A 13,052-nucleotide genomic window follows, 5' to 3' on the forward strand; every position below is an offset into this window, starting at 1 on the left:
AAAACGAAAAATCTCAGCCCAGGTGCGTGGGCGCGAACATCCGCAGCACCGCCGGGAGCACGACGACGCTCGGCCCCGGCTCGGCCAGCGCCTTCGCCAGGTCGTCCCGCAGCCGCTCCGGCGAGGTCCGCGTGCCCGGTACCCCGAAGGACTCGGCGAGCGCCACGAAGTCCGGCCGGGCGAGCTCCGTGCCGGTCGCCTCGCCGAAGGCGTCGGCCATGTACTCGCGCAGGATGCCGTAGCCGCCGTCGTCGACGATGAGCCAGGTCACGTCGAGCCCGTACTGCTTGGCGGCGGCCAGCTCCGCGATCGAGTACATCGCGCCGCCGTCGCCGGACACCGCGAGGACGGGCCGCGTCGGGTCGGCCGCGGCGGCGCCGAGCGCGGCCGGGAAGCCGTAGCCGAGGCCGCCCGCGCCCTGCGCGGAGTGCATGGTGTTGGGCCGCCGCGCGTCGAAGGCGGACCAGGCCCAGTAGGCCAGGATCGTCATGTCCCAGAAGGACGGGGACCCGTCGGGCAGGGCGGCCCGCACGGCGGCGAGGACGTCCTGCTCCAGGGTCAGCTCCTGCCCGTCGATCCGCTCCCGTACGGCGGCGAGGACCTGGCGCACCCGATCGGGGGCGGCGGGGTCGGGCCGCTCCCCGACGGTCTCCAGGAGCGCCGAGAGGGCGATCCTGGCGTCCGCGTGGATGCCGAGCGCCGGGTGGTTGGACTCCAGCTTGCCGAGGTCGGCCTCGATCTGGATCACCCGGCCGCGGGGCTTGAACGTGTGGTAGTTGGACGACAGTTCGCCGAGCCCGGAGCCGACGACGAGCAGGACGTCGGCGTCCTCCAGGAAGTCGGTGGTGTGCCGGTCCTCCAGCCACGACTGGAGCGAGAGGGGGTGCTCCCAGGGGAAGGCGCCCTTGCCACCGAAGGTCGTGACGACGGGCGCGTTCAGCCGCTCGGCGAGCGCGCGCAGCTTGCCGGAGGCGTCGGCGCGCACGACACCGCCGCCCGCGATGATCGCGGGCCGCTCGGCGCGGGTCAGCAGGTCGGCGGCCACGGCGGTGAGTTCGGGCCGGGGCACGACCTCGTGCGGGGTCGCGTCGACGGCCGTGACGACCGGCAGCGTGGTCTCGGCGAGGAGGACGTCCTGGGGGATCTCCACCCACACGGGACCGTGCGGCGCGGTGAGCGCGGACTGCCAGGCGGCGGCGACGGCGGAGGGGATCTGCGAGGCGGTCCGCACGGTGTGCACGGACTTCACCACGTCCCGGAACGAGGCCTGCTGGTCGCGCAGTTCGTGCAGATAGCCGTGGCGTCCGCCGCCGAGCCCGGCGACCGGGATCTGGCTGCCGATGGCGAGCACCGGCGACGACCCGGCGGCGGCCTCCTGGAGCGCGGCCAGCGAGGTGAGCGCGCCGGGCCCCGTCGACAGGAGCAGCGGCGCGACCTCACCGGTGACCCGGCCGTACGCGTCGGCGGCGAAGCCGGTGTTGTTCTCGACGCGCAGCCCCACGTACCGCAGGGAGGAGCGGCGCAGCGCGTCGAACATGCCGAGGGCGTGCTGTCCTGGCAGGCCGAAGACGGTGGTGGCGCCGAGGCCCTGGAGGGTCTCGACCACTAGATCACCGCCGTTGCGGCCGGGCGGGGGGTTCAGCGCGGCACGGGTCTGCGCCTCGGTGGGGCGAAGGACCAGGTCGTGGTCGTGGGTCACCGGGCGGCCTCCACGGTCCCCTGGGCGGCGATCGCCTGGACCATGGCGGCGTCCCGGGCACCGGCGATCTGCCGGGACATGATCGTCGTCAGCTCGTACGCGGTGTGGGAGGCGGCCACGGCCGTGATCTCGGCGTGGTCGTAGGCGGGCGCGACCTCCACGACGTCGGCGGAGACGAGGTTGCAGGAGGAGAGCCCGCGCAGGATCTCCAGGAGCTCCCGCGACGTCATGCCGCCGGCCTCCGGCGTGCCCGTGCCCGGGGCGTGCGCCGGGTCGAGGCAGTCGATGTCGATGGAGATGTACAGCGGCCGGTCGCCGATGCGCTGGCGCAGCTGGTCGGCGACCTCGTCCGCGCCGCGGCGGTAGATGTCCGACGACGTGACGATGCCGAAGCCCATCTTCTCGTCGTCCGTGAGGTCCTGGCGGCCGTACAGCGGGCCTCGGGTGCCGACGTGGCTGAGCGCCGAGGTGTCGAGGATGCCCTCCTCCACGGCCCGGCGGAACGGGGTGCCGTGCGTGTACTCCGCGCCGAAGTACGTGTCCCACGTGTCCAGGTGCGCGTCGAAGTGGAGCAGCGCGACCGGGCCGTGCTTCTTCGCCATGGACCGCAGCAGCGGCAGCGCGATGGTGTGGTCGCCGCCGAGCGTCATCATGCGCGCGCCGGTCGCGAGGAGGTCGTCGGCCGCCGCCTCGATCGTCTCCACGGCCTCGTTGATGTTGAACGGGTTCGCCGCGATGTCGCCCGCGTCGGCGACCTGGGCGAGGGCGAAGGGGGACGCGTCCTGGGCCGGGTTGTACGGGCGCAGGAGGCGGGACGCCTCCCGGATCGCGTTCCCGCCGAAGCGGGCGCCCGGGCGGTACGACACGCCCGTGTCGAAGGGGACGCCGACGACGGCGATGTCCGTCGTGCCGACCTCGTCGAGGCGGGGCAGCCTGGCGAACGTCGCGGGGCCCGCGTAGCGCGGGACGCGCGAGGAGTCGACAGGGCCACGGGGTTCGTTCGTCACGCTGCTGCTCATGGTCGGATTCCTCCTGGTATTGCTGGTTGTACGTGGTCAAGTGTCGCGCGGTCGTGGGCCTCGCGGGTGCGCCCCAGTCCCGCCCCTTCACCGAAACTGGGGCTCCGCCCCAGACCCCGCTCCTCAAACGCCGGAGGGGCTAAGAACTCAGCCGCACATGTTCTAGCCCGTCCGGCGATTGAGGACGAGGCGCGAAGCGCCGATCAGCGGGGGTCCAGGGGGCGGCAGCCCCCGGTTTCTGGGAAGGGGTGGTTCGGGGACTTCTCATGCGGTCACCGACGCCTCCGCCGCCACTGGTTCGGCCCCGCGCCCAGCGACCCGCTCACGCCAGGCGGCCAGCGTCGCCGGATCGGTGGGCGGCGTGGCAAGGGACACACCCACGTACACGACGAGCGAGGTGAGCAGCCCGTAGTAGATGGGCTCGTTGGCGAGGATCCCGTACCACCACATGAGCCCGACCACGGAGAGCCCACCGGCGACGACGGCGGCCAGCGCCCCCGCCCCGGTCCCGCGCCGCCACAGCAACCCGCCCAGGATGGGCACGAGCAGCCCACCCACCAGCAGGTTGTAGGCGACGGTGAGCGCCTGGACGACGTCGTTGAGGGCGATGGAGACGCAGATGACGGCGATGCCCATGACGAGGATGAAGAGCCGGTTGCCCTTCACCTCGTCGTGCGGCTCGCCCCCGCCCGAGTCCGCGCGGACAGCGCCCCGCACCCGCGCCCAGATGTCGTTGTTGGCGACGGTCGCACAGGCGATGAGCGCCCCGGACGAGGTGGACATGACGGCGGCGAGGGCGGCGGCGAGCACCAACCCCCGCACACCCATGGGCAGTTCGTCCTTGACGATGGTGGCGAAGGCGGCGTCGGCGCTGGGCAGCTTCGGGTACATGACCTTCGCGGCGGTCCCGATGACGGCCCCGGCGAGGGCGTACACGAGGCAGTACGTCCCGGCGACGGTCCCCCCGTACCGGGCGACCTTGTCGCTGCGCGCGGTGAAGACGCGCTGCCAGATGTCCTGCCCGATGAGCATGCCGAACGTGTAGATCAGGACGTACGTGAAGATCGTCTCGGCGCCGATGCCGAGCGGCGCGAAGTACTCGTCGGGCAGCTTGTCGCGCATCTCCCCGAAGCCGCCGGCCTTGACGACGGCGATGGGGAGGAGCAGGAGCAGCACGCCCACCGTCTTGACGACGAACTGCACCATGTCGGTCAGCGTGATGGACCACATGCCGCCGAGGGTGGAGTACGCGACGACGATGGAGCCGCCGATGACGATGGCGAGCGTGCGGTTCATGTCGAAGAGGACGTCGAAGATGGTGGCGTACGCGATGGTCGAGGTGACCGCGAGCATCAGCGTGTACGCCCACATGACGACGCCGGAGAGGACGCCCGCGCGGCCGCCGTAGCGCAGGTCGAGCATCTCCGAGACCGTGTAGACCCGCAGTCGGGCGATCCTGGCCGAGAAGAAGACCGACAGGGCGAGCAGGCCGAGGCCGATGGTGAACACCATCCACGCGCCGGACAGGCCGTGGGTGTAGCCGAGGCCGACGCCGCCGATGGTGGAGGCGCCGCCGAGGACGATCGCGGCCATCGTGCCCGAGTACATCCAGGGACCGAGGCGGCGCCCCGCCACGAGGAACTCGCTCTTGGACTTGGCGCGGCGCATGCCCCACCAGCCCATGGCCAGCATCCCGGCGAGATAGACGACGATCACTGTGTAGTCGACGGCCATGGGGGGCCTCCTTGCGCGCTCGGTCGGTGGCGTGTCGTGCGGGTGGAGTGCGGCGCTGACGCCGCGGTGACCGGCCGCGGGGACATCCGCCCGTACCCGAGGCCTCGGTCGGCACGACCTTAGGTGGCCGGAAAGCGACGCTGAAGTGTACGTTTCCTACACTCTCCGAGCGGTGAATGGAGGAAGTGTCCATGGCGTCGACGCCCGACCCCACATCAGACCCGACCGCCCCACCCGCCGCTCCCCCGACCCCACCCGTCCCCCTGACCGCCCTGCTCGCCCACGAGGAGCTGGGCCTGCGCCAGATCGCGGGCCCGGACGCGGCGCGCACCGGCGCCGTCGTGCACTGGGTGCACACCTCGGAGATGGCCGACCCGTACCCGTACCTGCTGGGCGGCGAGCTGCTGCTCACGGCCGGGGTGCACGTCCCGGCGGCGGACGCGGACGGCGCGGCCGACCGGCTCGACACGTACGCGGCGCGGATCGTGGCGGCGGGCGGCGCCGCGCTCGGCTTCGGGGTGGCCCCGGTGCACGACACCGTGCCGCGGGCCCTGGTCGACGCCTGCGAACGCCACGGCCTCCCGCTCCTCGAGGTGCCCCCGCGCACGACCTTCAGCGGCATCGCCCGCGCGGTCTGGCAGCTCATGGCCGAGGCCAGGCACGCCGAACTCCGCCGCGTCGCCCAGGCCCAGCAGGGCCTCGCCGCGGCGGCGTCCCGCCCGGACCCGGTCCCGGCCCTGCTCCGCCAACTCGCGGCCCGCCTCGGCGGGTACGCGGCGCTGTACGGGGCCGACGGCACCCCCACGCAGAGCGCGGGCACCCCGCCGGAGCCGGGGGCGGGGGCGGCCCTGGGGCGGCTGGTGGGGGTGGTGAATCCGGGCGGCGCGCAGGGCGGGCGGCAGGCCGAGCGGGCTCCGCGCCCGGCGCCCGCCTCCGCCACCGACACGGTCACCGGGACCCACCTCACCGCGTACGCACTCGCCGGGGCGCACGGCCTCGCCCTCGGCGTCGCCACGCGGCAACGGGAACCGGGCGACCACACGCTGGCCGGGGTCGCCGCCGTGCTCCTGTCCCTCCTGACCGCACCGCACCAGGGCGCGGCCGAGTCGGCCCGGTCGGCGGCGCTGGTACGACTGCTGCTGGGCGCGGCCCCCGAGGACGTGACCCCGCTGCTCGGCGCGGACAGGTGGACCGTCGTCCACGCCCGCGTACGCCGCGGCGACCACGAACGGACACCCCCCACCCCGGCGTCCCTGGCGGCGGCCCTCGACAGCGTGCTGGCGGACGAGGGGAGGGGGGCCGACGGGGGCAGGGCGGACGAGGGCAGGGCGGACGATCCCGCCCGGGCGGGCGACGAGGGCCGGGCGGGCGACGACGGCGCCGCCCGCCCCGTACGCCTGCTCCTGCCCGCCGACCGGGAGCCCGCCCCGCAGACCGGCTGGACGCTCGGGGTCTCCGCGCCCGCCGGTGCCGAGGGGCTGCCCGCCGCCGACGCGCAGGCCGCGCGGGCCCTGCGCCGGGCCGAGGCGACCCGGGTGCCGTTGGTGCGGCACCGCGAGACCGGCCTGGCCGGGCTCGTCGCACCCGCCGAGGCCGACGCGCACGCGCGGACCCTGCTCGCCCCGCTCGGCGACAACGGCCCCCTGGCCGAGACCCTGCGCACCTGGCTGTCCCTGCACGGCAGCTGGGACCGCACGGCAGCCGCCCTGACCGTGCACCGCAACACCGTCCGCCAGCGCATCACCCGCTGCGCGACCCTGCTCGACGCGAACCTGGACGACCCGGACGTCCGCATGGAGCTGTGGTTCGCGCTGGGGCGCAGGGGTGGAGAGGGCTGAGCACAGCGGGCCCCACCCCGTCGAACCACCCCGCACGCCCCGGAGCATTCACGGACAGCCCCGCGCCCCGGAGCACCCCCGCACCACCACTCGCCCCCTCCGCCGCACCCGCAACGCCACCCGTCGCCAAGGCTCAGGACTCACCCCCGGAACAGCACTCGGCCCGCCCGGGACCGGCCCCGTTCCCGCCCCGACGGCCGCGGCGTGGACCGCCCCCGCGGAACAGTCCCCTCCGCCGCGTCCCGCACGCGCCCGCCCCCCGAACGTGAGTCGCCGCACAGGTCCGGCCTGCGGGACGGCCCGCGCCGGGGTCGTTGACGACGGCACAATGGGACGCATGCCGATACCCAGCCGCGCCGCGCTCGTCGATCATCTCGTCCGCACCCGCATCGCGGGCGATGTCGCGACGCCCCGCGACAACAACCTCTCCCACTACCGCAAACTCGCGAACGGCGACCGCCACTACTGGCTGGGCCTGGAGCTGGGCGACCGCTGGACCGACGAGCAGGACGTGCTCGCGGTGATGGCCGAGCGCTGCGGCGTGAACGACGACCCCGAGTACCGCCAGGGCCAGGACACGATCGACCCGGAGCTGACCGTCGACGCCCTGGAGCGGATGGCGGGGCGGCTGCGCAAGGCCGCGTCCGCCAAGGAGCGCGTGCTGTTCGCGACCGGTCACCCCGGCGGCCTGCTCGACGTGCACCGCGCCACGGCCGCCGCGCTGCGCGCCGCGGGCTGCGAGATCGTCGTCATCCCGGAGGGGCTCACCGCCGACGAGGGCTTCGTCTTCCAGTTCGCGGACGTCGCCGTCCTGGAGCGCGGCGCGACGCTGTGGCACACGCACTCGCCGGAGCCGATGAACGCGATCCTGGACGGGCTCCTTCGCGAGGAGCGGCCGCTGCCCGACCTCGTGGTCGCCGACCACGGCTGGGCGGGCCGCGCGGGCCAGCGCGGGATCGACTCCGTCGGGTACGCGGACTGCAACGACCCCGCCCTGTTCATCGGCGAGGCCGAGGGCACCGTCCAGGTCACGGTGCCACTGGACGACCACGTGACGAGCCCGCGGTTCTACGACCCGATGACGGCCTACCTGCTGGACGCGGCCGGGCTGGGATAGAAAAGCCGGTCGTGGGGGTCCCCCCTGCTCCTTGAGAGCTCGGGGGAGATTGAGGACGAGTAGGCCGAAGGCCACGATCAACGGCGCCCCGGCGTCGGGTCCAAGTACACCCGGCTCACAGCGGGAAAGCGATCCTGGATCCGCTGGGCCATCCGGTCGCAGGCCAGCTCGATGTCGGCGGCCGTGGACACGTCCCGGAAGTTGACCTTGGCGGCCACCATCGCCTCCTTGGGGCCCTGGAGCAGCGTGGTCAGCTCCAGGACGTCCACCACGTGCGGGTCCGCGAGCAGTTCGTCCCGCACAGCCGCCCGGATGGGCGAGGGCAGCGGCCGCCCGATGAGCAGCTCCGCGTTGGCGTGCCCGAGCACCCAGGCCACGTACACGAGCAGCACGCCGATGCACAGCGACGCGACGCCGTCCCAGACGCCGGAGCCGGTGAGCTGTCCGCCGAGCAGTCCGCCCGCGGCGAGCACGAGGCCCGCGAGGGCGGCCGAGTCCTCCATGACGACGGCCTTCACGGCGGTGTCGGGCGTGTGCCGCAGATAGTGCTTGACGTGCACCCCGAACCGGTCGGCCTCGCCGCGCGCCTGCTTCAGGCCGGTGCGCAGGGAGTAGCCCTCCAGGAGGAAGGCGATGCCGAGGACGACGTACGAGACGAGCGGATCGCCGGGTTCCTCGCCGTGCGTGAGGGTGTGGACGCCGTCGTACACGGCGAAGACGCCGCCGCCGACGAACGTGGCGACGGAGGCGAGCAGCGCCCAGATGTAGCGGGCGCCGCCGTAGCCGAGCGGATGGTCCTCGTCGGCGGGGCGCCGCGCGCTCTTCAGCGAGACGAGCAGCATCAGCTCCGTGACGGTGTCGGCCACGGAGTGCGCCGCCTCCGACAGCATCGCGCTGGACCCGCTGACGACCCCCGCGACGGCCTTGGCGACGGCGATGCCGAGGTTGGCGAGGGCGGCGACGAGGACGGTGAAGGTGCTTTCGGCTGCGGGTTCACCCATGGTGGGGCAGTATGCCCGAATTGCGACCTCGGGGCGGCCGTGTACGGGCCGCTCGGAGCGGCGCAGTGCAGGCCGCGGTGCGCCGGAACGTCAGCCCCGGGGCACCCGCACCACGCCCTCCTGGATCACGGTCACCGCCAGCTTCCCGTCCATCGTCCAGATCCGACCCTGCCCGAGCCCGCGCCCGCCGCCGGACGACGGCGACTCCTGGTCGTAGAGGAGCCACTCGTCCGCCCGGAAGGGCCGGTGGAACCACATGGCGTGGTCCAGCGAGGCGCCGACGACGTCCCCGACGGCCCAGCCGCCGCGCCCGTGGGCGAGGAGCACGGAGTCGAGGAGCGTCATGTCGGACACGTACGTGGCGAGGCACAGGTGCAGGAGCGAGCCCGCGGGCTCGGTGCCGAGCTTGCCGTTGGTGCGGAACCACACCTGGGACCGCGCCTGCCGGGGCGCGCCCACGCTGGCGAACGGGGGTTCGTCCACGTACCGGAGGTCGACGGCGGCCCGTGCTTCGAGGAGCCGCCGCACGACGTCGGGCCCGAGGACGTCCTCGTACCCGGGCAGCGACTCGGCGGCGGTGGGCAGCGTCTCGGGGTCGGGCGCGGGCGGCATCCCGTCCTGGTGGTCGAGTCCCTCCTCGTACGCCTGGAAGGACGCGGAGAGGTGGAAGATCGGCTGGCCGTGCTGCACGGCGACGACGCGGCGCGTGGTGAAGGAGCGCCCGTCGCGGATGCGGTCGACGGTGTAGACGATGGGCGCGCCGGGGTCGCCGGGGCGCAGGAAGTAGGAGTGGAGGGAGTGTGCGGCCCGGTCGCCGGGGGCGGTGCGTCCGGCGGCGACCAGGGCCTGCGCGGCGACCTGGCCGCCGAAGACGCGCGGCACGAGCGACGTCCGGCTGACGCCGCGGAAGATGTCCTCCTCGACCCGTTCCAGGTCGAGGAGGCCGAGCAGCCTTTCGAGTTCCTCGCTCATCGGCGAGTTACAGACCCATCGACTTCGCGATGATCATCTTCATGACCTCGCTGGTGCCGCCGTAGATGCGGTTGACGCGGTTGTCCGCGTACAGGCGGGCGATCGGGTACTCGTTCATGAAGCCGTAGCCGCCGTGGAGCTGGAGGCAGCGGTCGATGACGCGGTGGGCGACCTCGGTGCAGAACAGCTTGGCGCTCGCGGCCTCGGCGGGGGTCAGCTCGCCCGCGTCCAGGGCCTCAAGGGCGCGGTCGGCGACGGCCTCGGCGGCGTCCACCTCGGCCTGGCAGGCGGCCAGTTCGAACTTGGTGTTCTGGAAGGAGGCGACGGACTTGCCGAAGACGGCGCGTTCCTGGACGTACTCCTTGGCGAACCGCACGGCGGCCTTGGCCTGCGCGTAGGCGCCGAAGGCGATGCCCCAGCGCTCGGAGGCGAGGTTGTGGCCGAGGTAGGCGAAGCCCTTGTTCTCCTCGCCGAGCAGGTCCTCGACCGGCACCTTGACGTCGACGAAGGCCAGCTCGGCGGTGTCGGAGACCTTCAGGCCGAGCTTGTCGAGCTTGCGGCCGACGGAGTAGCCCGCGGACTTGGTGTCGACGGCGAACAGGGAGATGCCGAAGCGGCGGTCGTCCTCGCGCGGGGCGGAGGTGCGGGCGCAGACGATCACGCGGTCGGCGTGCACGCCGCCGGTGATGAAGGTCTTGGCGCCGTTCAGGACGTAGTGCGTGCCGTCCTCGGAGAGCTTCGCGGTGGTCTTCATGCCCGCGACGTCGGAGCCGGTGCCGGGCTCGGTCATGGCGAGCGCCCACATCTCCTCGCCGGAGACGAACTTGGGCAGGAAGCGCTTCTTCTGCTCGTCGGTGGCGAGCATCTCGATGTACGGCAGGCCGAGCAGGACGTGCACGCCGGAGCCGCCGAAGGAGACGCCCGCGCGGGCCGTCTCCTCGTACATGACGGCCTCGAACTTGTGCGAGTCGATGCCGGCGCCGCCGAACTCCTCGGGGACGCGGATGCCGAAGACGCCGAGCTCGCCGAGCTTGTAGTAGAAGTCCCTCGGCGCCTGGCCGGCCGCGAACCACTCGTCGTACACGGGCACGACCTCGGCCTCGATGAAGGCCCGGACGGTCTCCCGGAATGCCTCGTGGTCCTCGTTGAAGACGGTACGCCGCACGGTTGAGCTCCCTGGGTCACGGATCCGGCCAAGCGTCTCTTGGCTAAGCGCTTGCTCAGGGCGAGGTTACCCGTGGGTTCGCGTGACCGTCCAGGGCGAAAATCGTGACCGCCGGTCCGGGGCGCCGTCGATCGTGGCCTTCGGCCTACTCGTCCTCAATCTCCCCCAAGCTCTCGGCTTCGCTCGAGCAGGGGGGACCCCCATGACGGGCTCAAATTCCCCGCCGCCGCCAGGGCGCCGTGCGCCAGCCGCCGCAGCAGATCCGCCGTCCCCTCGCGGTCCGGCAGCGACCCCGGCCGCCCCAGGTGCGGTGTCGAGTTGAGGAGGCCGAAGACCGCGTGCACCGACGCCCGCGCCTCCGCCTCGGCCAGTCCCGCGTACACGTCCCGCACCGCGGAAACCCACAGCTCCACGTACCGCCGCTGGAGCGAGCGGACCAGCTTGCGGTCGCTGTCCCGCAGGCGGTCCAGCTCCCGGTCGTGGAGAGTGATCAGCGGGCGGTCGTCGAGGGCGAAGTCGATGTGGCCCTCGATGAGCGAGTCGAGCACGGCACCCGGCGACCCCGCGGCCTCCGCGGCCCGGCGCTCACCGCCCCGCAGCAACTGCTCGCTGATCCCCACGAGCAGCTCGGCCAGCATCGCGTCCTTGCCCGCGAAGTGGCGGTACAGGCCGGGCCCGCTGATCCCGACGGCGGCCCCTATCTCGTCCACGCCGACGCCGTGGAAGCCGCGCTCGGCGAAGAGCCTGGCGGCTTCCTTGAGGATCTGCTCACGGCGGGTGGGGGCGTCGGTCCTGGTGGCCATGGAAGCAATTCTAGACAGCGCGGTTAGCGGTCGTTAACCTTAGCGACATACGTTAACGCTCACTAACAGTGGGAGCACAGCGGATGCAACAGGCACCAGTCCTCGCGAGCGCGGCGGACCCCGCCTCGGAAGCCTGGCGGTCGAACGAGACGGCGCACCGCGCCCTGGCCGAGGAGCTGCGCGGCAAACTCGCGGCGGCCCGGCTCGGCGGCGGCGAGCGCGCCCGGCAGCGGCACGTGGCGCGCGGCAAGCTGCTGCCGCGCGACCGCGTGGACGCCCTCCTCGACCCCGGCTCGCCGTTCCTCGAAGTGGCCCCGCTCGCGGCCGACGGCATGTACGACGGCGCCGCCCCGGCCGCCGGCGTCATCGCGGGCGTCGGCCGGGTCAGCGGGCGCGACTGCGTGATCGTCGCCAACGACGCGACCGTCAAGGGCGGGACGTACTACCCGATGACGGTCAAGAAGCACCTGCGGGCGCAGGAGATCGCCCTGGAGAACCGCCTCCCCTGCCTGTATCTGGTGGACTCGGGCGGCGCCTTCCTGCCGATGCAGGACGAGGTGTTCCCCGACCGCGAGCACTTCGGGCGGATCTTCTACAACCAGGCCCGGATGTCCGGCGCGGGCATCCCGCAGATCGCCGCGGTCCTCGGCTCCTGCACGGCGGGCGGGGCGTACGTCCCCGCGATGAGCGACGAGGCCGTGATCGTCCGCAACCAGGGCACGATCTTCCTCGGCGGCCCGCCCCTGGTGAAGGCCGCCACCGGCGAGGTCGTCACGGCCGAGGAGCTGGGCGGCGGCGAGGTCCACTCCCGGGTGTCGGGCGTCACCGACCACCTCGCGGAGGACGACCCGCACGCCCTGCGCATCGTCCGCACCATCGTCTCCACGCTCCCCGCGCGCGGCGCCCTGCCCTGGGAGGTCCGTCCGGTCGAGGAGCCGAAGGTCGACCCGCTCGGTCTGTACGGCGCGGTGCCGACGGACTCCCGCACCCCCTACGACGTCCGCGAGGTCATCGCCCGCGTCGTCGACGGCTCGCGCTTCGCCGAGTTCAAGTCCGAGTACGGCCAGACCCTGGTGACCGGCTTCGCGCACATCCACGGCCACCCCGTCGGCATCGTCGCGAACAACGGCATCCTGTTCTCCGAGTCCGCCCAGAAGGGCGCCCACTTCATCGAGCTGTGCGACCAGCGCGGCATCCCGCTGGTCTTCCTGCAGAACATCTCCGGCTTCATGGTCGGCCGCGACTACGAGGCCGGGGGCATCGCCAAGCACGGCGCGAAGATGGTCACGGCCGTGGCCTGCACCCGCGTCCCGAAGCTGACGGTGGTGGTTGGCGGATCGTACGGAGCGGGCAACTACTCGATGTGCGGCCGGGCCTATTCGCCGCGCTTCCTGTGGATGTGGCCCAACGCCAAGATCTCCGTGATGGGCGGCGAGCAGGCGGCATCCGTCCTCGCCACCGTCAAGCGCGACCAGCTCGAAGGACGCGGCGAGGAGTGGTCGGCCGAGGACGAGGACGCCTTCAAGGCCCCGGTCCGCGCGCAGTACGAACAGCAGGGCAACGCCTATTACGCCACGGCACGGCTGTGGGACGACGGTGTCATCGACCCGTTGGAGACCCGCCAGGTGCTCGGCCTGGCTCTGACCGCGTGTGCCGGGGCGCCCTTGGGCGAACGCGGCTTCGGCGTCTTCCGGATGTGAGGGA

Annotated in this window: 10 protein-coding genes; 3 read left to right on the forward strand and 7 right to left on the reverse strand. The window is 73.0% G+C overall.

Annotation, left to right across the window (positions count from 1 at the left end; all coding sequences use genetic code 11):
- Positions 1–13: 13 nt before the first annotated feature.
- The 3 genes from ACFVHO_RS08660 to ACFVHO_RS08670 form a co-directional block, all read right to left on the reverse strand.
- Entirely contained in the window at positions 14–1,699 is a 1,686-nt protein-coding gene (locus tag ACFVHO_RS08660; RefSeq protein WP_385711595.1) for a thiamine pyrophosphate-binding protein, read from the reverse strand.
- Complete coding sequence (gene speB, locus ACFVHO_RS08665; RefSeq protein ID WP_385711597.1) at positions 1,696–2,718, reverse strand: agmatinase; 1,023 nt, start codon at positions 2,716–2,718, stop codon at positions 1,696–1,698. Before speB ends, ACFVHO_RS08660 begins: the two co-directional genes overlap by 4 nt.
- A gap of 264 nt (positions 2,719–2,982) precedes the next feature.
- Positions 2,983–4,452, reverse strand: a complete 1,470-nt coding sequence (locus ACFVHO_RS08670) for a sodium:solute symporter (RefSeq protein ID WP_385711599.1) — start codon at positions 4,450–4,452, stop codon at positions 2,983–2,985.
- Positions 4,453–4,643: 191 nt separating this feature from the next.
- Between ACFVHO_RS08670 and ACFVHO_RS08675 the strand changes: the two genes are divergently transcribed.
- The gene (locus tag ACFVHO_RS08675; protein ID WP_385711601.1) at positions 4,644–6,290 is read left to right on the forward strand and encodes a PucR family transcriptional regulator ligand-binding domain-containing protein; all 1,647 of its coding nucleotides are present in this window, start codon (positions 4,644–4,646) and stop codon (positions 6,288–6,290) included.
- A gap of 337 nt (positions 6,291–6,627) precedes the next feature.
- The gene (locus ACFVHO_RS08680; protein ID WP_380854922.1) at positions 6,628–7,407 is read left to right on the forward strand and encodes a phosphatase; all 780 of its coding nucleotides are present in this window, start codon (positions 6,628–6,630) and stop codon (positions 7,405–7,407) included.
- A 77-nt stretch (positions 7,408–7,484) separates the two neighbouring features.
- Here the strand turns inward: ACFVHO_RS08680 and ACFVHO_RS08685 are convergent, their stop codons facing one another.
- From ACFVHO_RS08685 to ACFVHO_RS08700, 4 genes are all read right to left on the reverse strand, one after another.
- The gene (locus ACFVHO_RS08685) at positions 7,485–8,408 is read right to left on the reverse strand and encodes a cation diffusion facilitator family transporter (RefSeq protein WP_385711603.1); all 924 of its coding nucleotides are present in this window, start codon (positions 8,406–8,408) and stop codon (positions 7,485–7,487) included.
- 90 nt (positions 8,409–8,498) lie between these two features.
- The gene (locus ACFVHO_RS08690) at positions 8,499–9,380 is read right to left on the reverse strand and encodes an acyl-CoA thioesterase (protein ID WP_385711605.1); all 882 of its coding nucleotides are present in this window, start codon (positions 9,378–9,380) and stop codon (positions 8,499–8,501) included.
- Positions 9,381–9,387: 7 nt separating this feature from the next.
- Positions 9,388–10,545: an acyl-CoA dehydrogenase family protein gene (locus ACFVHO_RS08695; protein ID WP_385711607.1), complete on the reverse strand. Its 1,158-nt coding sequence runs from the start codon at positions 10,543–10,545 to the stop codon at positions 9,388–9,390.
- Between the two features lie 155 nt (positions 10,546–10,700).
- Entirely contained in the window at positions 10,701–11,348 is a 648-nt protein-coding gene (locus tag ACFVHO_RS08700; protein WP_385711609.1) for a TetR/AcrR family transcriptional regulator, read from the reverse strand.
- Positions 11,349–11,431: 83 nt separating this feature from the next.
- Between ACFVHO_RS08700 and ACFVHO_RS08705 the strand changes: the two genes are divergently transcribed.
- On the forward strand, positions 11,432–13,048 hold the full coding sequence (locus tag ACFVHO_RS08705) for a carboxyl transferase domain-containing protein (RefSeq protein ID WP_385711611.1): 1,617 nt from the start codon (positions 11,432–11,434) through the stop codon (positions 13,046–13,048).
- Positions 13,049–13,052: the final 4 nt, after the last annotated feature.

This window comes from Streptomyces sp. NPDC127108, assembly GCF_042677545.1.
Taxonomy (GTDB): Bacteria; Actinomycetota; Actinomycetes; order Streptomycetales; family Streptomycetaceae; genus Streptomyces.